General features: G+C 72.2%; 17 protein-coding genes. 6 read left to right on the forward strand and 11 right to left on the reverse strand.

Features of this window, described 5'->3' with window-relative positions; genetic code table 11:
- Positions 1-92: 92 nt before the first annotated feature.
- Entirely contained in the window at positions 93-1,121 is a 1,029-nt protein-coding gene (locus tag ELQ40_RS10825; protein ID WP_127793697.1) for a lipid II:glycine glycyltransferase FemX, read from the reverse strand.
- Between the two features lie 133 nt (positions 1,122-1,254).
- Between ELQ40_RS10825 and ELQ40_RS10830 the strand changes: the two genes are divergently transcribed.
- Genes ELQ40_RS10830 through ELQ40_RS10840 form a run of 3 tightly spaced genes read left to right on the forward strand, consistent with a single transcriptional unit; the run spans position 1,255 to position 4,778 of the window.
- On the forward strand, positions 1,255-2,061 hold the full coding sequence (locus tag ELQ40_RS10830) for a spermidine synthase (protein WP_127793698.1): 807 nt from the start codon (positions 1,255-1,257) through the stop codon (positions 2,059-2,061).
- Between the two features lie 3 nt (positions 2,062-2,064).
- Positions 2,065-4,107, forward strand: a complete 2,043-nt coding sequence (locus ELQ40_RS10835; RefSeq protein ID WP_205649320.1) for an LVIVD repeat-containing protein — start codon at positions 2,065-2,067, stop codon at positions 4,105-4,107.
- A complete protein-coding gene (locus tag ELQ40_RS10840) occupies positions 4,104-4,778 on the forward strand; it encodes a DUF305 domain-containing protein (protein ID WP_164863540.1) in 675 nt (224 codons plus the stop codon). Before ELQ40_RS10835 ends, ELQ40_RS10840 begins: the two co-directional genes overlap by 4 nt.
- A gap of 28 nt (positions 4,779-4,806) precedes the next feature.
- Here the strand turns inward: ELQ40_RS10840 and ffh are convergent, their stop codons facing one another.
- The 3 genes from ffh to ftsY form a co-directional block, all read right to left on the reverse strand.
- Positions 4,807-6,402, reverse strand: coding sequence for a signal recognition particle protein (gene ffh, locus ELQ40_RS10845; RefSeq protein WP_127793700.1), 1,596 nt, complete (start codon positions 6,400-6,402; stop codon positions 4,807-4,809).
- A gap of 71 nt (positions 6,403-6,473) precedes the next feature.
- Complete coding sequence (locus ELQ40_RS10850; protein ID WP_127793701.1) at positions 6,474-6,956, reverse strand: DUF2004 domain-containing protein; 483 nt, start codon at positions 6,954-6,956, stop codon at positions 6,474-6,476.
- A 17-nt stretch (positions 6,957-6,973) separates the two neighbouring features.
- A complete protein-coding gene (gene ftsY / locus ELQ40_RS10855) occupies positions 6,974-7,849 on the reverse strand; it encodes a signal recognition particle-docking protein FtsY (protein WP_127793702.1) in 876 nt (291 codons plus the stop codon).
- A 124-nt stretch (positions 7,850-7,973) separates the two neighbouring features.
- Between ftsY and ELQ40_RS10860 the strand changes: the two genes are divergently transcribed.
- The gene (locus tag ELQ40_RS10860; RefSeq protein WP_127793703.1) at positions 7,974-8,942 is read left to right on the forward strand and encodes a TIGR03885 family FMN-dependent LLM class oxidoreductase; all 969 of its coding nucleotides are present in this window, start codon (positions 7,974-7,976) and stop codon (positions 8,940-8,942) included.
- Complete coding sequence (locus ELQ40_RS10865; protein ID WP_127793704.1) at positions 8,939-10,603, forward strand: alpha-amylase family protein; 1,665 nt, start codon at positions 8,939-8,941, stop codon at positions 10,601-10,603. The genes ELQ40_RS10860 and ELQ40_RS10865 overlap by 4 nt, the downstream gene beginning before the upstream one ends.
- Before the next feature lie 4 nt (positions 10,604-10,607).
- Here the strand turns inward: ELQ40_RS10865 and smc are convergent, their stop codons facing one another.
- A complete protein-coding gene (gene smc / locus ELQ40_RS10870; RefSeq protein WP_127793705.1) occupies positions 10,608-14,225 on the reverse strand; it encodes a chromosome segregation protein SMC in 3,618 nt (1,205 codons plus the stop codon).
- A gap of 190 nt (positions 14,226-14,415) precedes the next feature.
- Here smc and ELQ40_RS10875 point away from each other — a divergent pair, with 190 nt between their 5' ends.
- Positions 14,416-15,522 (forward strand): GNAT family N-acetyltransferase, encoded by a 1,107-nt coding sequence (locus tag ELQ40_RS10875; RefSeq protein ID WP_164863542.1) that lies wholly within the window; start codon positions 14,416-14,418, stop codon positions 15,520-15,522.
- 36 nt (positions 15,523-15,558) lie between these two features.
- Here ELQ40_RS10875 and mutM read toward each other — a convergent pair whose 3' ends face one another.
- From mutM to ELQ40_RS10905, 6 genes are all read right to left on the reverse strand, one after another.
- Positions 15,559-16,500 carry a bifunctional DNA-formamidopyrimidine glycosylase/DNA-(apurinic or apyrimidinic site) lyase gene (mutM, locus tag ELQ40_RS10880; RefSeq protein ID WP_127793707.1) on the reverse strand — a complete coding sequence of 314 codons (942 nt, stop codon included), beginning with the start codon at positions 16,498-16,500 and terminating at the stop codon, positions 15,559-15,561.
- Position 16,501: 1 nt separating this feature from the next.
- Positions 16,502-17,167 (reverse strand): ribonuclease III, encoded by a 666-nt coding sequence (rnc, locus tag ELQ40_RS10885; RefSeq protein ID WP_240666037.1) that lies wholly within the window; start codon positions 17,165-17,167, stop codon positions 16,502-16,504.
- A 76-nt stretch (positions 17,168-17,243) separates the two neighbouring features.
- Positions 17,244-17,447: a 50S ribosomal protein L32 gene (gene rpmF, locus ELQ40_RS10890; protein WP_022887809.1), complete on the reverse strand. Its 204-nt coding sequence runs from the start codon at positions 17,445-17,447 to the stop codon at positions 17,244-17,246.
- A gap of 9 nt (positions 17,448-17,456) precedes the next feature.
- Entirely contained in the window at positions 17,457-18,020 is a 564-nt protein-coding gene (locus tag ELQ40_RS10895) for a DUF177 domain-containing protein (RefSeq protein WP_370296353.1), read from the reverse strand.
- 37 nt (positions 18,021-18,057) lie between these two features.
- Positions 18,058-20,397, reverse strand: a complete 2,340-nt coding sequence (locus tag ELQ40_RS10900; protein WP_127793709.1) for a DUF3488 and transglutaminase-like domain-containing protein — start codon at positions 20,395-20,397, stop codon at positions 18,058-18,060.
- Positions 20,387-21,778, reverse strand: a complete 1,392-nt coding sequence (locus ELQ40_RS10905) for a DUF58 domain-containing protein (protein WP_127793710.1) — start codon at positions 21,776-21,778, stop codon at positions 20,387-20,389. Before ELQ40_RS10905 ends, ELQ40_RS10900 begins: the two co-directional genes overlap by 11 nt.
- Position 21,779 lies beyond the last annotated feature (1 nt).

The following is a 21,779-nucleotide window of genomic DNA, read 5'->3' on the forward strand; positions in this document are numbered from 1 at the left end:
CGCTCCAAGTCCTGTGTCGCGGTCCAGTGCCGCGCAGGCTCAAGCGTACCCGCTGTGCGACACCGTTTACTTACAACGTCGTAAGCAAACAGTCAGTACCAGTAGTCGCCGGTCTCGGTGCGGTGGCGCGAGATGAACGCCGACTCGCCCAACCGCCAGGCTTCGGCGGCGGGCGTATGGGCGAGCAGGTACGCGGGCTGGTACTCGACGAGATCCGGAGCGAACGCGCTCTTGAAGATCAGGATGCCCCGGCCCGCCGGGTGCGGATGGTCCGGCGGCGGGACGTGGCCCAGGTCGTAGTGGTGGACGCCCTGCTGGGCGAGGTCCTGCATGATGCGCCACTGCAGGTAGCGCGACGCCATGAGTTGCGGAAGGTCGCGGGTCGACCCGCCGTCCTTGTACCAGGCGTGCGTGCCGAAACGGACGACGAAGGCGCCCGCGACCACGCGTTCCCCGTGCTTGGCCAGGTACAGGCTCCCTCCGCCGTCGTCGGCGAATGCGGTCCACACCCGGCGCAGGTACTCGTCGTCGCGGAAGAACGCCCCCGAGCGCTCCTCGGTCGTGCGCACGAGGTCGATCATCTGCTCGGCGTCCGCGCCGGAGACATCCGTTCGCTCGACGACCACGCCGTTGCGTTCGCCGGTGCGGATCTCGGCCCGCCCGCGCTTCTTCATCCGCTCGAATGCCGCATCCGCACCGTCGGCGAGCCGTACGACCACCGCATGGCGGTACTGGGACGCGCGCGTCGGCAGCCAACCGTTGGCGCGGAATGCCGCATCGAGGTCGTCATCGCGATGCTGGTAGAGCTCGACCTTGGTCGCGAAGGCACCCGCTGCCGTCTCGCGCACGTAGGCGGTGAGCGGTTCGACCTCGTCGGGCCCGATCCCGCTGATCCGCGGAAGATGGCGCAGGGCGCCCACCTCGGCGACATCGCGCTCGAACTCGAGCACCGAGACCGGCGGACCCTCGTCGGCCGTCGCCGCGCGGACCCGCCACGGCCCGGTGGACCGGACGCGCGCCCACGTCGAGCTCTGCATGAAGTGCGGGTCGCCGGGCTCGGCCAGCACTCGCGCATCCCACGTCTGCGGGACCGTGAGTCTGACCGATTCCGTCGTGCTCACCCGCGTCTCCCCGTGCCGGTCGTTCCCCGTACGCTCGAAGCCCTGATGGGCCCATCGTAGCGACCGGGACGGGCGCCGCGGCGATCTGCGCGCGTCGGGTCGGAATCCCGGCGACCGCGCCTATGGTGGTCGCATGGGCGAACCCAACCTCGAGCTCGACTCCGAACGCGTGCAGGCCCGGTTCCTTCCCGAGCGAGGTACGAACGGCGGCTTCTCACTCGTGATCGACGGCACCACGCAGTCGCACGTGAATCCGGACGATCCGCTCGACCTGCAACTGGAGTACGTCCGCTCGGTCGCTGCAGCGGTCGACACGCTCCACCCCGGCTCCGCCCCGATCTCGGTCCTGCACCTCGGCGGCGGCGCGCTGACCGTGCCGCGTTGGATCGCCGCGACCCGGCCCGGCTCCCGGCAGCACGTCGTCGAACTCCTGCCCGAGCTGTTCGACTTCGTCCTGGACGTGCTTCCCCTCGCAGACGACGTGGAACTCACCGTCGAGTTCGACGACGCGCGAGCCGCAGTGGACCGCGCGGCACGACGCGACGGCGGCTACGACATCGCGATGGTCGACGTGTTCTCCGGCAGCGTGGCACCGCCCGCCGTCGGCACGGTCGAGTTCTTCGCGGCGCTGCGCGACCTGCTCGCACCGGACGGCGTCGTGATCGTCAATAGCCTCGCCGGCCGAGACATGATCGCGCCCCGCACGCTCGCCGCGACGCTGCTCGCGGCCGGGGACGAGGTGGTCCTGCTCGCCGCGAGCGCGGTGCTCGACGGCGGGCCGGGCAACGTGGTGCTCGTGTCCACGCCGGAGCCGGTGGCGGCCGACGGGTTCGGGGCCGCGCTGGCCTCGACGCCGCGACCGGTCGAGGTGCTCGCCGACGACGCGGTCGTCGCGTTCGCCGGCGAGGTTCCGGCCAGGCACGACGAGGTCGCGGACTGAGCCATGCCCCGCCAGGCCGCGCGCGTGCGGAGCCGGGTGCGCCGCGCGACGACGCGCGGCATCGCGGCGGTCGGACTGGCGCTGGCGATCACCGCGGTCGCAGGGGTCGGCCCGGCCCCGTCCCCCGACGACGGTGACCTCGGTACACCCATGGCGGTTTCGGCGGCAGCCGTCGAGGGCGACGGCCGCGACCCGGCGATCGGGCCGGGGCTCGAGTGGGTCGCCCACCGCGACAACCCGTTCCGGCAGGGTGACGATCCCGACTTCATCAACTCCGACCTCGCCTTCTCGGGCGATCATCTCGTGCAGGGCAACTTCGACGGGTTCTCGGTGTGGGACATCAGCACGCCGGCCGATCCGCAGTTGCGCTCGGCGCAGCACTGCCCGGGCGGCCAGGGCGACGTGAGCGCGGTCGGGAACCTCGTCATCGTCTCCGTCGACGAGACGATGTCGGACGACTCGTGCGACGCGACCAGGGTTCCCGAGACGTCCGAGAACTGGGAGGGCATCCGCGTCTTCGACATCAGCGACCCGACCGCACCGCGGTACGCTGCCGCGGTGCGCACCCGGTGCGGGTCGCACACGCACACCGTCGTTCCGGACCCCGCGGATCCGTCGCGGGTGCTCGTCTACGTCAGCGCGTACAGCCGAGGCGCCTCGCTCAACTGCACCGGGCGCAATCCGCTGCAGATCGTGGGCGTCCCGCTCACGGCGCCCGAGCAGTCCGCGGTGGTCGGAGAGCTCGACCTGTTCTCGGGGCTCGACTCGTTCGGGACGGAGGACCGGGTGCCGGGCGGTGCGGAGACCAGGTCGACGACCGGATGCCACGACATCACGGCCTATCCGGCGAAGGCGCTCGCCGTCGCCGCCTGCCGCGGCGAGGGCCTGCTGCTGTCGATAGCCGATCCGCTGCATCCGGTCGTGCTGCAGCAGGTGCGCGATCCGAACGTGGCGTTCTGGCACTCGGGGATCTTCGACAACGACGCCACCGCGGTGGTGTTCCAGGACGAGCTCGGAGACGGGTTCATCAACACCTGCTCCCCCGCCTTCGGCGCGGATCGCGGCGCCGACGCGCTCTGGTCGTTCACGGGCGGGGTGCTCGAACAGCGCGGGTACTTCAAGATCCCCCGCGAGCAGTCCGACCTGGAGAAGTGCGTCGCGCACTCGGGCGGGCTGATCCCCGTGCCCGGGCGGTTCGTGATCGCGCAGGCCTGGCTCGAGGGCGGCGTCTCGGTGATCGACTTCACGGACCCCGCCGCGCCGGTCGAACTCACCTTCTTCGACCGCCCGACGTACGGGTACTCGATGGACTACACCGCCGGTATCTGGTCGGTCTACCACTACGACGGATACCTCTACGCGAGCGACATGTACGACGGGCTCGAGGTGCTGCGGCTCACCGATCCGATGTTCGCCGACGCGTCGCGCTACGACCCCGGCGAGCTGAATCCGCAGTCGCAACCGCAGTACGCCTGGGTGTGGCGCGAAGCCCCGGTGCTGCCGACGACGACGGCCGAGCGCGCGGCGCTCGCGCCGCTCGCCCTCGACCCCGACACGCTCCCGGCCGCCGAGGCGGCCGCACCGACCGTGCAGGTGTCGATGCCGCCCGGTTCGCTCGACCCCGGCGAGACCGTCGACGTCTGGTGGATGCCGACGGCGACCGCGGTCGCGACGACCCGGGCGGCGGCTGATGGCTCCCTGCCCGCGACCGCGGTGTCGCTGCCCGGCCCGCTGGAACCGGGTGCCTACGACCTCGTCGCCCGGGGAGATCGCACGGCCGACCGGCTCGCGCTCGGCGTGCTCACGATCGCCGACCCGTCGGCGTCGCCGTCGCCCTCAGCCGAGCAGGGTCCGGTCGCGCGCGGGGGGCTCGACGGATGGGCCGTGGCCGGGCTCGTGAGCCTGGGCGTGGTGCTGGCGCTCGGCGCCGCCGTCGTGGTGCTGCGCCGTCGGGCCGTGGTCCGCCGACGGCGGGCGCGCATGGTGCGCGAGGGTGCACCGCCCGGCGGATCGTCCGGTGCACCGTCGGGCGGATCGTCGTCATGACCATCGGCGCGGCTCGCGGGGCGCGACTCATCGTGGCATCCGCGCTGCTCGTCGCCGGCGCGGCGGGCCTGGCCGGCTGCACCGGGTTCCCGGTCGCGCCCGGATCCTCCGAGGGCGGGTCACCATCGGGCGGCCCCTCCCCCGGTGCCGGTCGGTCGGACGCCGGCGATCGACCCGCCTCGGTGGATGCGGCGACGAGCCTCGACGACGTCGCCTGGGTCGCCGAGATGGCGGCGCACCACGACCAGGCGGTCGCGCTGGCGGCGCTCGCCGACGAGCGTGCGCAGGACCCGGAGGTCATCGCCGGCGCCGCGACCATCGCGGTCGCGCAGGCCGCGGAGGCCGGGGCGATGCGCGCCTGGCTCGAGCGCCGCGGCGTCGACGGTGCGCACGACGCAGTGCCCGGCGGGCACGGGACCATGCCGGGCGAGATCAGCGCGAGCGCGATGGACCGAGTGCGTGCACTCGACGGCGACGCGTTCGACCGGCTCTACCTCGACCTGATGATCCGCCATCACGAGGGGGCCGTCGAGATGTCCGAGCAGCGGCTCGAGGCATCCGGAGACCCGGCCGTCGCGCGGTGGGCGCGAACGATCGCGTCCTCGCAGGCGGTCGAGATCGATCGCCTGCGGTCGATCGCGCAACGACTCGGCGCCGGCGTCCCCGGCTGACCGGGCCCGCCGTGCACGAGCGGCTGGACTAGCGGCCCAGGAACTTCTGCAGCGCGGCGAGCTCCTCCTCGCTCGGGGCGGCCTGGCCGCCCTTCGCACCGCCGCCGAGGCCGAATCCGGCGCCGCTCGTCGTCGCGGGCGCTCCACCGGGAACCGGACCGCCTGCCGCGATCGCGGCGTTCTCGGCCGCACGCTTGGCGGGGTTGCCCGAGCGCGAGCCCGACGGCTTCTTCTTGCCCTTCGCCTTGCGTGCCGAGGCACCGCCGCCACCGAACCCGGCGCCGGGGATCGGGCCCATGCCCGGGATCTGCGGCACGCCGCCGCGCGCGACGGTCTTCATCATCTTCGCGGCCTGCTCGAAGCGCTGCACGAGCTGGTTGACGTCGGTCACGGTCATGCCCGAGCCCCTGGCGATGCGCAGGCGACGCGAACCGTTCAGGAGCTTCGTGTTCTGCCGCTCGGCGGGGGTCATCGACTGGATGATCGCCTCGGTGCGCACGATCTCGCGCTCGTCGAAGTCGTCGAGCTGCTGGCGGAGGCCGCCGGCGCCCGGAAGCATCCCGAGCATCTTCTTGATCGAGCCGGCGCCGCGCAGCTGCTGCATCTGCTTCAGGAAGTCGTCGAGCGTGAACTGCTCGCTCGCGAGCTTCTCGGCGACCTTGAGCGCCTCCTCCTCGTCGAAGGCCTGCTGGGCCTGCTCGATGAGCGAGAGGATGTCGCCGAGGTCGAGGATGCGGCTCGCCATGCGGTCGGGGTGGAACGGCTCGAAGTCGTCGAGTCCCTCGCCGGTCGACGCGAAGATGATCGGGCGACCGGTGACGGATGCCACGCTGAGCGCGGCGCCGCCGCGAGCGTCACCGTCGAGCTTCGACAGCACGACGCCGGTGAAGTCGACGCCGTCCTGGAACGCCTTCGCGGTGGCGACGGCGTCCTGGCCGATCATCGCGTCGATGACGAACAGCACCTCGTCGGGGTTCGTGGCCTTGCGGATGTTCGCGGCCTGCTTCATGAGCTCCGCGTCGACGCCGAGGCGACCGGCGGTGTCGATGATGACCACGTCGTGCTGCGCGCGGGTCGCCTGCGCGACGCCGTCCTTCGCGACCCGAACCGGGTCGCCGACGCCGTTGCCCGGCTCGGGCGCGTAGACGGGGACGCCCGCCTGCGAGCCGACGACCTGGAGCTGGTTGACGGCGTTGGGGCGCTGGAGGTCGCTCGCGACGAGCAGCGGCGTGTGCCCCTCCTTCACGAGGTGCTTGGCGAGCTTGCCCGCGAGCGTCGTCTTGCCGGCACCCTGGAGGCCGGCGAGCATGATCACCGTCGGCGGGTTCTTCGCGAACTGCAGCTTGCGCTGCTGGCCGCCGAGGATCTGGACCAGCTCCTCGTTGACGATCTGCACGACCTGCTGCGCCGGGTTCAGCGCCTTGTTGACCTCGTCGCCGAGCGCACGCTCGCGGACCGTCGCCGTGAACGCCTTGACGACGTCGAGCGAGACGTCGGCGTCGAGCAGCGCGCGGCGGATCTCGCGGACGGTGCCGTCCACGTCGGCCGCGGAGAGCTTGCCCTTGGTGCGGAGCTGCTTGAAGGTCTCTGCGAGACGGTCGGAGAGGTTGCCGAAGGTAGCCATGGTGCCTTCGATTCTAGGCGAGGCCGGAGGGCTCGGGTGCCGAGGTCGCGCGCGCCGTCGACCGCGCGGGGTCAGCCGTCGAAGCGGACGTCGACCACCTCGCGGCCGAGGTCGATGGCGGCGATGAGCCGTTCGTCGGTGTCCTCGGGGGCGAGCGCGTACTCGAACTCGGCGAACGCGTCGCCGGGTTCGTCGGCGTCGGGCCGGAGGTCGACCCGGATCAGGCTCATCGAGCGCAGCGCGTCGATCTGGCGGTCGCCGGACTCGCGACCGATCGCGGCCTCGACCTCGTCGGCCTGTTCGAGCTCGGCGTCGAGCAGGGTCTCGAGGAACCGCACCACCGGCGACGACGCGGCATCGAGCTGGCTGACGAAGACCTGCCGGAGCTCGTCGTCGATGAGCTCGAGCTCGCCGATCATCACCGCGGCGACGTCGAGCGCGGCCGTCGCGACCGCATCGCCCTCGGCGTCGAGCACGACCTCGACGTCCTGGTCGCCGTACTCGATGCGCTCGGACCAGTAGTCGCCGACGAGTCCGAAGTAGTCGTGTTCCATATCGTCCTCCCGGGTCTTCAGCCGACGAGCTTCTGCGCGAACACGTGCGGCGTGAAGCCCGTGAGGTCGCCGATGCCCTCGCCCTGGCCGATCAGCTTGATCGGCAGCCCCGTCTTCTCCTGCACGGCGAGTACGAACCCGCCCTTCGCGCTGCCGTCGAGCTTCGTGAGCACGAGGCCCGTCACGCCGCCGTGCTCGATGAACGCCTCGGCCTGCGCGAGCCCGTTCTGTCCGGTCGTCGCGTCGAGCACGAGCAGCACCTCGCTGATCGGCGCCTGCTTCTCGACGACGCGCTTGATCTTGCCGAGCTCGTCCATCAGGCCGCCCTTGGTGTGCAGGCGGCCCGCGGTGTCGATGATCACGATCTCGGTGCCGTCGCGCTTGGCCTGCTCGACGGTCTGGAACGCGACGGATGCCGGGTCCTGGCCCTCGCGCTCGGGCCGGACGATGCCGACGCCGGCGCGCCCGGCCCAGGTCGCGAGCTGGTCGACCGCGGCCGCGCGGAACGTGTCGGCCGCGCCGACCACGACCGACCGGTCGTAGGTGCGCAGGAACCTGGCGAACTTGCCGATGGTCGTGGTCTTGCCGACGCCGTTCACCCCGACCACGAGCACGACCGCGGGCCGTTCGGTGAGCTTCAGCGTCGGGTCGTACTTCGCGAGCCGCTCCTCGACGATCTCGCGGAGCATCCGCTGCACGTCGCGCGGGTCGGTGGTCTTGAACCGCTCGACCTGGGCGCGGATCTGCTCGACGATCTCCTCCGTGACGGCCGGACCGAAGTCCGCCGTGATGAGTGCCGCCTCGAGGTCGTCCCACGTGTCATCGTCGATCGTCTTCGCCCCGAAGATGCCGCGGAGCGCCGAGCCGAGCGACCAGGATGCACGTTCTGCCATGCCGTCCAGCCTATCCGCGAGGCGGGAGCGCCACGCCCGCCGATACACGCGGCCGCACCGGGCTGCAAGGGGTTGCCGCCGTCTGCGGCGGTGCGCGAACGTCGAACGATCGAAGGGAGCACCCGTGACCGTCGTCGGATTCCATGCCTCGCACGAGCAGATCCCGCCGCGAGAACTCCTCGCCGCCGTGCAGGAGGCCGAACGCGTCGGGTTCGATGCGGCGATGTGCAGCGACCACCTCGCCCCGTGGGGCCTGCGCCAGGGCGAGTCGGGGTTCGCCTGGGCGTGGCTCGGCGCCGCCCTGCAGGCGACGAGCCTGCCGTTCGGCGTCGTCACGGCGCCGGTGCAGCGCTTGCATCCGGCCGTCGCCGCCCAAGCCATCGCGACGCTCGCGCAGATGCACCCCGGTCGCTTCTGGGCTGCGCTCGGCAGCGGCGAGGCGATGAACGAGCACGTGACCGGCGACGCCTGGCCGCCGAAGGACGTCCGCGATGCACGCCTGCACGAAGCCGCCGACGTCATCAGGCGCCTGCTCGACGGCGAGGAGGTCACGGTGGACGGGCACGTCCGGGTGCACCGGGCGCGGGTCTGGAGCCGTCCGGCCGAAGCGCCACCCCTCTTCGCGGCGGCCGTCGGGCCGGAGACGGCTGGCGAGGTCGCCGCGTGGGCCGACGGCCTCATCACGGTGGCGCAGGAGCCCGACGCCCTGCGCCGCGTGATCGCCGCGTACCGTGACGCCGGCGGACGCGGGCCGATCGCGGTGCAGGTGCACCTCAGCTGGGCCGAGGATCGCGACACCGCGCTCGCGATCGCGCACGACCAGTGGCGCAACGGCCTCGTCACCGCTCCCGAGAGCTGGGACCTCGAGCAGCCGGAGGACTTCGACGCCCGCACGGCCGATGCCTCGCCGGAGGAGGTCGCCACAGTCGTGCAGGTCTCCGCCGACCCGTCGGAGCACCTCGACCGCCTCGCCGCGCTCGTCGGACTCGGCTTCGATCGGATCTACCTGCACCACGTCGGCACCGAGCAGCAGGGATTCCTCGAGACCTTCGGCGAGCACGTGCTGCCCGGCCTGAAGGCGGTCTCCCGATGAAGCTCACGGCTCGGGGAGACCTCTGGTGGAAGACGGCCGTCGTCTACTGCCTCGACGTCGAGAAGTACCTCGACTGGAACGACGACGGCGTCGGCGACTTCGAGGGACTCGGGCACCGCCTCGACCACCTCGCCGACCTCGGGGTCAGCTGCCTCTGGTTGATGCCGTTCCAGCCGACGGCGCGCCGCGACGACGGCTACGACATCACCGACTTCCAGGGGGTCGATCCGCGGCTGGGCTCGCTCGGCGACTTCGTCGAGGTCGTGCGGATGGCCCGGGATCGCGGCATGCGCGTCATCATCGACTTCGTGATGAACCACACGTCGGACCGGCATCCGTGGTTCAGGGAGGCGCGGCGCAGCCGCGACTCCGTCAGGCGCGACTGGTACGTCTGGCGCGACCGGCCGCCGCGGAAGCAGCCGAAACCCGTCTTCCCCGGCGAGGAGACGAGCGTGTGGGAGCGCGACGAGCGCACCGATCAGTACTACCTGCACAGCTTCTACCGGCACCAGCCCGACCTCAACATCTCGAACCCGGATGTGCGGGACGAGATCACCAAGACCATGGGCCTCTGGCTCGAGCTCGGCGTGAGCGGATTCCGCGTGGACGCCGTGCCCTTCCTCATCGAGGCACCGGAGGGCGTCGACATCGGCGACCCGCACGACTTCCTCCGCGACCTGCGCCAGTTCCTGCAACGCCGCTCGAGCGACGCGATCCTCCTCGGCGAGGTGAACCTCCCCTACGACGGTCAGCTCGAGTTCTTCGGCGCGCCCGAGGAGCCGGCCGAGCTGACCATGCAGTTCGACTTCCCGGCGATGCAGCGGATGTACCTGTCGCTCGTGCGGGAGGATGCCACGCCGCTCGCGGAGACGCTCGCCTCGCGACCGGAGGTGCTCACGACCTCGCAGTGGGCGACCTTCGTCCGCAATCACGATGAGCTGACGCTCGACCAGTTGACCGAGGCCGAGCGGAACGAGGTGTTCGACGCGCTCGCGCCGGACGAGTCGATGCGGGTGTACGGTCGCGGCATCGTCCGCAGGGTGCCGCCGATGGTCGACGGCGACCCGCGCCGGGTCGAGCTGCTGTACAGCCTGCTGTTCGCCCTTCCCGGCACTCCGGTGCTGTTCTACGGCGAGGAGATCGGCATGGGCGAGAACCCGGAGCTCGGGGGACGCATGGCGGTCCGTTCACCCATGCAGTGGACCGCGGGGCGGAACGGCGGGTTCTCGCGAGTGGCGCCCCGGCGCCTCGTGGCCAAGCCGCCGAGCGACGGGTACTCGCCCGAGCATGTGAACGTGGAGGCCCAGCAGCACGACCCGGACTCGCTGCTCTCGCGTATCCGCAGGTTCGCCCGGGTCTACCGGGACTCCCCCGAGATCGGATGGGGCCGGTTCGAACTGCTGGCGGTCGCCGAACGGTCGGTGCTCGCGCACCGTCTCACTGCGGACTTCGGCTCGTTCATCGCCGTGCACAACTTCGCGCCGCGGCCGGTGCAGGTGGAACTCGACCTGGGCGCGGTGCCCGATGGCACGCGCCTGAGCGATCTCCTGCAGACCACCGAACTCGACCTCGACGAGCACGGCAGAGCCTCGGTCGAGGTCGGTGCGTACGGCTACCGCTGGCTCCGCCCCGTCGAACCTGGCGACCGCCGGCTCACGTGATCGATCACGCCGAGGCGCGCTCCTCGCGCACGCGCTGCCCCACGACCGCTGAGACGCCGTCCTGCCGCATCGAGACGCCGTAGAGTGCGTCGGCGATCTCCATCGTGCGCTTCTGGTGCGTGATGACGATGAGCTGGCTCGCCTCACGGAGGCCCTCGAACGTGGTGAGGAGCCGACCGAGGTTCGCATCGTCGAGCGCCGCCTCGACCTCGTCCATGATGTAGAACGGGCTGGGTCGCGCGGTGAAGATGGCGAGCAGCAGGGCGACGGCCGCGAGCGACCGCTCGCCGCCGGACAGCAGCGAGAGCCGTTCGATCTTCTTGCCGGCCGGCTTCACGCTCACCTCGATGCCGGTCGTGAGCAGGTCGTCGGGGTCGGTCAGCGAGATGCTGCCGGTGCCGCCCGGGAACAGGATCGGGAAGACCTCGCCGAAGGCCTCGCGGGTGTCCTCGAACGCCGACCGGAAGATGCCCTCCATCTTCTGGTCGATCTCCTCGATGATCGTGATCAGGTCACGGCGGGTGTTGGCCAGGTCCGTGAGCTGCTCGGTGAGGAACCGGTGGCGCTGCTCGAGTGCCGCGAACTCCTCGAGCGCGAGCGGGTTGACCCGGCCGAGCTGGGCGAGCTTGCGTTCGGCCTGCGCGAGGCGGCGCTGCTGCGCGTCGCGATCGAACGGCCGGCCGGCCGGCGCCGTGTCGAGCCCGTCGCCGAAGCCGTCGCCGCGCTCGCCTCGGTCGGTCGCGGACTCGGGCGGTTCGGCCTCGGATGCCCCTCCGCCCGCCGCTGCGGCCGTCACGGCCTCGTCGTCGGGCACGAGCTGGTCGGGACCGTACTCGGCGACCAGGATGCGCTCGTCGAGCCCGAGCTCCGACTCGGCCCGTTCGAGCAGCCCCGACAGGTGCAGCTTCTTCTCGTAGATGCGCAGCTCGAGCCCGTGCACGTCCTCCGTGAGCGCGTGCAGCCGTTCGCGAGCTGCGGATTCGTCCCGGCGCAATTGCACGAGCTCGCCGTTCCGGCTCGCACGCTCCGCCTCGGCCGCGGCGAGCGCGACGCGGGCCTCGGCGACGGACCGGTCGCACGCGGCCAGCAGCGACGGCAACGCGTCGGCCACGGTGGAGGCCGCGGCGAGCTGCGCCCGGCGCACGACGGCGCGACGGGCGGCATCCGCAGCCGCCTGCTGTTCCTGCTCGAAGCGGCGCCGCATCGAGGCGATCCGCTCGTGTTCGGCGCGGACGCGCTCCCGGGCCGTCTCGACGCGCAGCCGGTGCTCGACCTCCTGCTCGCGGGTCCGCTCGAGCGCGGCGACCGCGCCGTCGCGGATCGACGCGTCGAGCACCGGCCGCTCGACCCCTCGCGCGCTCTCGAGCTCGGCCTTCGCGATCTCGGCGGCACCCTCGGCCTCGCTGACGCGCTCTTCAGCGGTGAGGAGCGCCTGGCGGAGACGGTCTCCCTCCGACTCCGCCGCCTCGACCTGCACGCGTGCACGGTTCAGGCGTTCGGTGCGCTGCGCGAGCTGGGCGTCGTACTCGCGGAGCGCCCCGAGCGCCATGGCGGCCTGCTCCTTCGCGCGGGCGAGGGCCTGCCGCTGCTCGTCGAGGTCGAAGCGGTCGCGTTCGAGCCGCGAGAGCACCTCGTCGCGGCGTGCCGCCGACCGGTCGCGTTCGGCGATGAGCTCGATGCGACTCTGCGTGCGCCCCGAACCTCCGCGGACGACGTAGCGGCCGATGACGGTGCCGTCGCGCGTGATGACGGTGGCCGGACGATCGAGTCCGGCGAGCGCCGCCTCGGCCGAACGCCACGCGTCGAGATCGTCCGCGACGAGCACCTCGGCGAGCAGCGCGAGCACCCCAGACGGTGCCTGCACGACGGCGGCGGCGGCGCGCAGGCCGTCGAGCTGGAGCGGAGCGGGTGCCGGGCGGGACGGTTCGGCGATGGCGAGCGAGACGCGACCCAGGTCGTCGCGTTCGGCGTGGTGCAGGGCCGCGAGCGCGGCACCCGCGTCGTCGACGAGCACGGCGTCCGCGAGCGACCCGAGGGCGGCGGCGATCGCCGCCTCGTAGCCGGGTTCGACGTGGAGCCCCTCGGCGAGCAGGCCTCGGACCCCGGGGAGGCCGGACGCCGCCACGGCCGCGGATCCGTCGCGCTGGTCGAGCGCGAGCGACAGCGCGCCGATGCTCGCGGCGAGGGCGTCTCGTTCGCGCTCGCGCTCGTGCAGGCCGTCGCGGAGCCGTTCGATCTCGGCCTCGGCCTCGAAGACCCGAGCCTGGGCCAGTTCGTACGCCTCGTCGAGGTCGGTGTCGGTGGCCTCCTGCCGGTCGGCCTCGTCCTCGATGCGGGCGAGCTCGGCGGCGGCCTGTTCGCGCCGCTGCGCGGAGGCATCCAGTGCGTTGCGATGGCGGAGCACCTCGCCGCGGACGGCGGCGAGCCGGCCCGCGGCGGCGTCATGCTGACCGGCGAGCTTCGACACCCGCAGGTCGTACGCCGAGACCGCCGCCGCCTGCGCGGCGACCTGTTCGTCGACGCGGTCGAGTTCGGCGCGCGCCGCACCGGTGGCGCCGAGGGATGCCTCCAGTTCGGCCTGCGCGGTGCCGATCGCCGCTTCGAGGGTGGAGAGCTCCTCGATTGCGGCGTCGATGGCCTGGCGTGTCACGGTCCGGGACTGCTCCGGCTCGTGCACGGCCGCGCCGAGCAACGCGATGCGCTGACGCGCGAGCTGATCGAGCGCGCGCAGCTGCTGCTGCGCGGCCTCGAGGGCGAACGCGACGCCGCGTGCCGCGTCGACGCCGTCGCCGAGATGCGCCTGCTCGAGACGGGCGATCTTCGCCTGATGCTGCTCGAGCTCGGATTCGAGCACGAGCCGCTGGGCGTGGCGCTCCTGTTCACTGCGCCCGTGCTCCTCGAGCGCACGCTTGAGCCCGACGACCTCGTCGGCCAGCAGGCGCGCCCTGGCGTCCCGGACCACGGCCTGGATCGTCGCGGCCTCGCGGGCGACCTCGGCCTGCCGGCCGAGCGGCTTCAGCTGGCGTCGGATCTCGCCCGCGAGGTCGGACAGTCGCGTGAGGTTCGCCTGCATCGCGTCGAGCTTGCGGAGGGTCTTCTCCTTGCGGCGCCGATGCTTGAGGATGCCCGCCGCCTCCTCGATGAAGCCGCGGCGCTCCTCGGGCGTCGCCCGCAGCACCGCGTCGAGCTGGCCCTGGCCGACGATGACGTGCATCTCGCGGCCGAGGCCGGAGTCGCTCAGCAGTTCCTGCACGTCGAGCAGGCGGCACTGCTCGCCGTTGATGGCGTACTCGCTCGTGCCGTTCCGGAACAGCGTGCGCGAGATCGTGACCTCGCTGTACTCGATCGGCAGGGCGCCGTCGGAGTTGTCGATCGTGAGGCTCACCTCGGCGCGCCCGAGCGGGCCGCGCGTCGAGGTGCCGGCGAAGATGACGTCCTCCATCTTGCCGCCGCGCAGGCTCTTGGCCCCCTGCTCGCCCATGACCCACGCGAGCGCGTCGACGACGTTGGACTTGCCCGAGCCGTTCGGGCCGACGATGCACGTGACGCCCGGCTCGAACGCGAACGTCGTCGGCTGGGCGAAGGACTTGAAGCCCTTCAGCGTCAGGCTCTTCAGGTACATGGTCCCCCGGGTGATGCTGCGGTGGCGGATGCCTCGCACGAGCGTACCCGAGCGGAAGCCCGGTTCCGCGCCGCCCCCGCCGAGGAAACGAGGATCCGTCGACGTCGCGTCGAATCGGCCTCTTCCCCGCGCCCCTGCGCGAGCAGTAGGCTGGCAGGCTCCGTGCCGGGGCGAGAGGGGACGACCAGCCATGGAGATCCGACGGATCGGCCGCCCGGAGATCGACGACCGGGAACTCGACGCGTACTCGCGCCTGGTGCGCGTACTCGATCGCGAACTGCTCGGGACGGACGAGCTCACTCGCTCGATCGACGAGCTGGCACTCGACCTGCGCGACGACGACCCGTATCGTGCCCGCGTCGCGCTCGGCGCATTCGAGGGCGACGAACTCGTCGGCCTGGCCGAGATCGACTGGGAACGCGACGAGGATGCCTCGACCGCGTACCTGCCGCTCCTCGGCGTCGCCCCGTCGCACCGACGGCGCGGGACCGGCAGCGCCCTGCTGGCCGAGGCCGAACGCGTCGCACAGGACGCGGGCCGTCCGACCCTGGTGGTCTCGAGCGAGCACCTCCTCGATCCCGGCGACCGCGCCGGGACCGAGGCCGAAGACGAGCACGGCCGACTCGCGGGCGGAGACGGATCCGCCGAGCGGGTGCGCCCCCCGCAGGGCGATGCGAGCATCGAGGCCGACGCGACGGCGGTCCGGTTCGCGACCGCCAGGGGGTACGCCCTGGGCCAGCTCGACCGCATCAGCGTGCTCGACGTCGGCGGCAGGGCGGCCGACTTCGCCGCGAGCCTTGCGGCGCTCGGCCCCGGCGACCCGTACCGCGTGGTCACTTGGGCCGACCGGGTCCCCGACGACCTCGTCGACTCCATGGCGTACGCGCACGAGCGGATGTCGGTGGACGCCCCGTCCGGAGCGATCTCGTACGAGCTCGAACATTGGGACGCCGCGCGCGTCCGCGACGACGAGGAGCGCGCCGCAGCTCGCGGGCGACGCAACCTGACCGCCGCAGCGGTCGCTCCCGACGGGTCGGTCGCCGGCTTCACGGTGCTGTCGCTGCTCGCCGAGTCCGTCGCCGTCGAGCAGTGGGACACCATCGTGCTCGCGTCGCATCGCGGCCACGGCCTCGGCATGCGCCTGAAGCTCGCGAACCTGGTGCACCTCGATCGGGCCGACCCGGGGCGCGAACGCGTCTTCACGTGGAACGCCGACGAGAACGAGCACATGCTCGCCATCAACGTCGCACTCGGGTTCCGCGGATTCGCCCACGAGGCGGTGTGGCAGCGGCCGTGACCGCGTGAGCCGGACCACGGAGGAACCGCTTCGCGGTCAGGCCGCGCGCCGGGGCATCCTGAGCCGCTGGCACCTGGGGCAGCGGTGCGAGGACCGGTTCATGAACGGCTCGCGCACGATGGGCGTGCCGCACCGCGGGCACGGCCGACCGGTCTGCCCGTAGGCGTTCAGCGAGTGCGCGAAGTACCCCGACGCGCCGTTCACGTTGACGTACTGCGCGTCGAAGCTCGTTCCGCCCTCGGCCAGCGCCTTCGACAGCACCTCGCGCACGGCCGACAGCAGCTCCGAGGCGCGTCGTCGCGACAGGCTCGATGCCGGCTGCTCCGCGTGCAGCCTGACCGCCCACAACGCTTCGTCGGCGTAGATGTTGCCGATGCCGCTCACCAGGCCCTGGTCGAGCAGCGCACGTTTGACGCCGCTGCTGCGGCGGGTCAGCGCCGTGACGAATCGGCGCTCGTCGAACGCGGGGTCGATCGGGTCGCGGGCGATGTGCGCGACCTGCGTCGGGATGAGCGCGGCCCACTCCCCCGAAACGTCTGCCGAGAACCCGGCCGCGGCACCGTCGTCGGTCGGCACCATGCGGTCGACGGCCATCGAGCCGAAGATGCGCTGGTCCACGAAGTCGACCCGCAGCTCCCCGTGCGCGGGATGGTCGAGGTGGAGCCGGATCCGCGCGTGGCGGTCGTCGCCCGGGTGGTCGGGCGTGCGCAGCAGCAACTGCCCGCTCATGCCGAGATGACCGACGATCGCGCGGGTGCCCGGCCCGGATTCCGACCCGATCGGCAGCCACAGGAACTTGCCGCGTCGGACGGCGGCCTCGATGCGGGCACCGGTCACGAGGGCTTCGAAGCGGCCGGATGCGGCGTCGTGGCGCCTCAGCGAGCGCTGGTCGAGCACCTCGACGCCCGCGATGCGCGCGCCGGTGACCGCCGGCGCGAGGCCCGTGCGCACGACCTCGACCTCGGGGAGTTCGGGCACGTCAGTTCGTCGCGCTCAGCTGGGTCCACGCTTCGAGCGCGGCGGCCATCTCGGCCTGCTTCTTGCTCGTGCCCTCGCCGGATGCGACGGCGCGGTCGCCGACGACGACGGTCGCGATGAAGTGCTTGTTGTGGTCGGGGCCGGATTCGGTGACCGTGTAGACCGGCGCCGGCTCGCTCAACCGGGCGGCGATCTCCTGCAGGCTCGTCTTCGGATCCATCGCCGCACCGAATCGAGTGACGTCGGCCATCAGCGGACCGATGAGGCGCAGCACGAGTGCGGCCGCCTCGTCGCCGCCGCGATCGAGGTACGTCGCGCCGATGATCGCCTCGACGGTGTCGGCGAGGATCGACGGCTTGTCGGCACCGCCCGTGAGCGTCTCGCCGCGCCCCAGCCGGATGAACGGCCCGAGGCCGATCGCCCGTGCGACCTCTGCCAGCGCCGCACTCGAGACCAGGCTCGCGCGGCGCTTCGCCAACTCGCCTTCGTCGAGGTCGGGGTGGTCGCGGAACAACCGGACCGTGACGGCCTGTCCGAGGATCGAGTCGCCGAGGAACTCGAGGCGCTCGTTCGTCGGGATGCCGCCGTTCTCGTACGCGAACGACCGGTGCGTGAGCGCGAGCTGCAGGAGCTCGGCGTCCAGCTCGACCTGCAGCGTCTGCTGCAGCTCGTCGAGCGTGAGTCCACCGTGCTCCGTGCGCTCCGTTCGCGTCACGACCGGTCGTTCGTAGGAGTCGTCCGACTTAGACGTCGGCGACCTTGCGGCCCTTGTACTCGAGGAAGAGCGGGGTGCCCGCCGAGTCCTCGACGACCTTCGCGCGGTGCGGGAGGCTGTAGGTGACCTTGCCGTTCTCGACGGTCTTCACCAGCGTGGGGACCTCGGCCTTCCACTGCGACCGGCGCGCGTGGGTGTTGGCGCGTGACTTCTTCCGCTTGGGAACAGCCATGACTCTCTCTCAATCTCTCTGCAGGTCGGCACCGGAATCGGTACCGGTGCCCTCGTCTTCGGAAGCCTGGAACCCCGCGAGCGCGGCCCACCTCGGGTCGGCGTGCTCAGGGGTGTCGAGTTCCGGATGATCGGCCAGACGGAGCCCGGTCTCTGGGTCGAGACCCGGGCAATCAGGCCGGCACACCGGCTGGAAGGGCAGTGCCAGCACTACCGCATCTCGGATGAGCGGTTCAAGATCCACGTGGTCGTCTTGAACCTCATACTCGAAAGCTTCCCCAGAATGATACGCGAAAAGCTCCTGGAACTCGACTTCGACAGGCTGGGCGATGTCGATCAGGCATCGTCCGCACTCGCCGTCGGCCGTTCCGTCGACCTCGGCGGTCGCGAGGATGCCCTCGTGCACCGACTCCAGGCGGAGGTCGATCTCGAGCGTGCTGCCGGCGCGGACGGCGACGAGTCCCTCGCCGAACTGTTCGGGAACGGAGACGGTCAGCTGCTGCTCGCGCATCTCGCCGGGACGCTGCATGAGGTCGCGCACGAGCACGCGGAACGGTCGGTCTGGGGTGGCCACGATCGACGATTCTACGCGGCCGACCCTGAAGGATGCCTCAGGCGCCGAGTGCCGTGCCGCGGGCGCGTCGGCTTCCGGTGCCGAGCAGCGACGCCGGGAGCAGCACGGCCCGCACGCGCGCGGCGAACCCCGCGTCCTCCGTGAGCGCCCGTCGCACCTCGTGCACGGCGCGCAGCAGCTCGTCCGGTGGGACCTGGGCGACGGCGGAGCCGTGCCCGCCGACGTGATCGGGCGGCGGCCCGTACCGTTCGCGCTCGACGGCGTTGCGCAGTTCAGCGAGCCACGCGCCGGCATCGCCCTCGAAGGCGGGTCGCGCGGCGACGTGCATCGCGAACGCGCGCGGCGTCTCGGTGTCGGCCCCGCCCGCGTACAGGTCGCGCGCGGTCGCGCGTACCTCGTCCCAAGCCGCCTGGGCGCGTCCCGGGCCGCGCCGGACGCGCCGCCTGCGCGACCAGCGCTGACCGAGCCGCAGTGCTGCCGGGCCCAGGGCGATCAGTACCGCGACCAGCGCGAGCACCGCCGCACGCGTCACCGCAGCGGCCGGATCCCCGGCGCCGCCACCCGCCCCGGTCGCGAGGTCGCGCTCCGGGTCGAGGTCCGGTCGGCCGGTCTGCGGCGCCGAGGTCGAGCCGGTGAACGGCGACACGGGCGTCTGCGCGGCCTGCGGTCGCGAGTACGCCGGCACCGTGCCCCGGCCCGGCGTCGGCTCGAACGCCGTCCACCCGATGCCGGGGAAGTACAGCTCGGGCCAGGCATGCAGGTCGTGGCTGTCGACCTCGACCACGCTCAGGTTGTCGATCCGCTCACCGCTGGGCGATCCCGCCGTGTACCCGACCGAGATCCGCGACGGGATGCCCAGCTCGCGCGCGAAGACGGCCATCGTGGACGCGAAGTGGACGCAGTACCCCTCCTTCAGTTCGAGGAAGTTCGCGATGACGTCGAATCCGCCGCCGTCGTAGCCCTCCTCGACCGGGGCGTCGACCGAGTACGAGAACTCGCTCCCCCGCAGGTAGGCCTGGATCGCGACCGCCGCGTCGTACGGCGTCGCCGCGGCGCCGGCGACCGCCGCGGCCGTGTCGCGGATGACCTGCGGCCGCTCCTCGGGCAACGCGAGGTACTCCTCGAATGCGCCGGGCAGGACCCGGCCGGCACCTCGGAGCTGGTCGGCGGACGGCCGCACGTCGAGGCGGTTGATGCGGTACCGCTGGCCGGACGTGCTGGTGTCCACGCTCCGCACGGTCAGCGACTCGCGATCCCAGAACCAGGACCCGCGCAGCCGTTCGATCGACGCGGTCGGATACGGCACCGGGAGCCAGGTCGTGCGGAGGTCGCCGACCGCCACGTCGATCGGGCGCTCCTCCGCCGGCACCGTCGGATCCAACCCCACCGGGCGGGGCATCCGGTCGACGGTGTTCTCGGAATCGGCCGCTCGCGCGGTACTGCCCCAGACCTCGCCCTCGAAGCGGTCCAGCGTGAGCAGCGTGAAGTACGGCCGGTCGCCGTCGCGCGCGGTGTACGCGAACGCCGGCGTCGCCGCCGGACGACGAAGGTCGCGACCGAGGTCGATGAACGGGCTCACACCCCGTGCGAACAGCACGCCGGACTGATCGGTGCCGAGCAGCAGGCTCTGCGAGATGCTCGGCGTCGACGCCGTGAGCACCGATGCGGCGACGATCCCGACGGTCGCGACGCCGACCGTCGCCCAGAGCGTCGACGCGAGCGGCACCCGGCCCGGGCCGATGACGACGGCTTCGTCACCCGGAGCGGGATGCGCGAGCTCGATCCGACGGCGGATCCGCATGTCGACCCGGAGCAGGACGAGGAAGGCGGCCGCGGTGAACAGGAGGACGATCACCTCGGCGCCGTCCTCGACGACGAACCCGGGGATGAAGATCGGCACGAGCATGGGCACGGCCGCGAATGCCGGTCGGCGCACGTCCTGCACGAGCACGTCCGCCGCGAGCGCGATCAGCCCCACCCCCAGCACGAGGACGAACAGCAACGGCGGCACGACGATCGCCGGCACCGACTGCTGCTGGATCGTGCGCTCGGCCCCGGCGAGGAGTTCGCCGAACACCCCGAACGTGTCCCAGGTCGGGATGAGCAGCGCGATGCTCGTCGTCCCGCCGAACCAGAACGTGAGCAGGAGCAGCAGGACGCCGGCCTGGAGGATGCCGACGAGCCCGACGGGCAGCCGGAGGGAACGCAGCCCGATGCCCGCCCCGATGACGCCTGCGGCGACGCACGCGCACAGCCACCACCAGCCGGAGTCCTCGATGAGGGTCCCGAGCGCCGCCGACGCGGACATCGTCAGCAGGAAGGTGCCCGCCGCGAGCACGGAGCGCTGCGCGGTGGACGGTGCGGGATCAGTACGCACGATCGCCCCCCGGGATGCCCGCCACCCCGTCGGCTGCCCGGTCGAACCCGGGCCCGGGCGCGGGCCCGGGTTCGTCGAGGTCGACACGCGTGGCCGTCGCCTGCGCCCATGCCGCCGGAAGGTCGGCCGCGCGCCGAACGTGCACGACCCGCCAGTCCGCCTCCTCGAGCACGTCGACGATCCGCGGCGGGATCCCGGACACCGCGAAGGCGATCGCCGGCGAGAACGAGGCTCGGAGTGCGGCGAGCTGCTGCGCCTCTGCAGCGTCGGGGTCGACGAGGACCGCGTACCCGGGCATCCGCGCGTCGCCCGACCCGGCCGACACGATCGCACCGTCGTGGTGCGGACGCGAGCCGAGCGGCGTCTCGAGCCGCGCGAGGTCCTCGAGCAGGAGGCGGTCGCCGCCCGGCATGCGGTACCCGTCCGGCGCGGAGTCCGAGAGCGCGCCGCGCACCGGATCCTCGAGCGGGTCGACGCTGACTCTGAATCCCCGCCCGAGCAGGTGCACCGCCACCGAGGCCGCGATCTCGACAGCGAGCTCGAAGCCCGCGTGCCGGGGGTCGTCACCGCTCCGCGCGAACGCGCGGTCGTGCCGCCCGCTCAGGGTCGTGTCGAGGATCACGCGCGCCTCCGGATCGCCGCGCTGCTCCTCGTCTCGGACCATGAGCTCGCCCCGCCGAGCCGTCGCGGGCCAGTGCACGCGCCGCAGCGGGTCGCCGTGCCGGTACTCGCGCGCGATGAACTCGTCGGCATTCGAGTGCGTCCGGCGCTGCAGGCGGTGCAGGACGCCCTCGACCGCCACCCCGGTGTCGAGGGCGGGATCGAGCGCGATCACCCTCGGGGTGACGACGAGCTCGTGGCTCGTGCCGGCGTCGCGCGTGACGACGGCGAGCCCGAACGGGTCGGTGGTGGTCACGCCCATCGGGCCGATGTCGAACACGCCGCGCTGCGTGGTGCGCAGCGGGTACTCGAGCCGCGCCGTGTCGTCGCCGCGCGGGAGGGCCCGTTCATGCGGCCCGAGCGCCGGCAGCACCCCCGGAACCGGACGTGTCAGCCCGGCCGGCGCGGCATCGTGCCAGGTCGCGCCGTCGAGCGCGCGCGTCGCGAGGTTGCGGACGGTGAGGACGACCCGAGTGACGCCGCCCGCACCCACGACCGGCGGGGTGAAGGTGCGCTGCACCTCGAGGCGCGGAACCCCGATCGCGAGGAACCCCATCGAGACGAGCGGCAGGACGATGCCGACGAACGCGAGCAGCATGACGTCGCGGAAGTCGTACCAGAGGGCGACGGCGAGCAGGACGACCCCGGTCGCGACGAGTGCCGTCCCGCGCCGCGTGAGCCGCGGGAGTGCGGTGTTCCGTCGGGCCCGTGGGCGGGGCATC

This window comes from Agromyces sp. LHK192, from assembly GCF_004006235.1.
Taxonomy (GTDB): Bacteria; Actinomycetota; Actinomycetes; order Actinomycetales; family Microbacteriaceae; genus Agromyces.

Excerpts from the sequence above, each read along its gene's own strand:
- ELQ40_RS10830 (WP_127793698.1), top strand. The coding sequence starts at position 1,255 with ATGGGCGAACCCAACCTCGAGCTCGACTCCGAACGCGTGCAGGCCCGG.
- ELQ40_RS10835 (WP_205649320.1), top strand. The coding sequence starts at position 2,065 with ATGCCCCGCCAGGCCGCGCGCGTGCGGAGCCGGGTGCGCCGCGCGACG.
- ELQ40_RS10840 (WP_164863540.1), top strand. The coding sequence starts at position 4,104 with ATGACCATCGGCGCGGCTCGCGGGGCGCGACTCATCGTGGCATCCGCG.
- ffh (WP_127793700.1), bottom strand. The coding sequence starts at position 6,402 with ATGGCTACCTTCGGCAACCTCTCCGACCGTCTCGCAGAGACCTTCAAG.
- ELQ40_RS10850 (WP_127793701.1), bottom strand. The coding sequence starts at position 6,956 with ATGGAACACGACTACTTCGGACTCGTCGGCGACTACTGGTCCGAGCGC.
- ftsY (WP_127793702.1), bottom strand. The coding sequence starts at position 7,849 with ATGGCAGAACGTGCATCCTGGTCGCTCGGCTCGGCGCTCCGCGGCATC.
- ELQ40_RS10865 (WP_127793704.1), top strand. The coding sequence starts at position 8,939 with ATGAAGCTCACGGCTCGGGGAGACCTCTGGTGGAAGACGGCCGTCGTC.
- smc (WP_127793705.1), bottom strand. The coding sequence starts at position 14,225 with ATGTACCTGAAGAGCCTGACGCTGAAGGGCTTCAAGTCCTTCGCCCAG.
- ELQ40_RS10875 (WP_164863542.1), top strand. The coding sequence starts at position 14,416 with ATGGAGATCCGACGGATCGGCCGCCCGGAGATCGACGACCGGGAACTC.
- rpmF (WP_022887809.1), bottom strand. The coding sequence starts at position 17,447 with ATGGCTGTTCCCAAGCGGAAGAAGTCACGCGCCAACACCCACGCGCGC.
- ELQ40_RS10905 (WP_127793710.1), bottom strand. The coding sequence starts at position 21,778 with ATGCCCCGCCCACGGGCCCGACGGAACACCGCACTCCCGCGGCTCACG.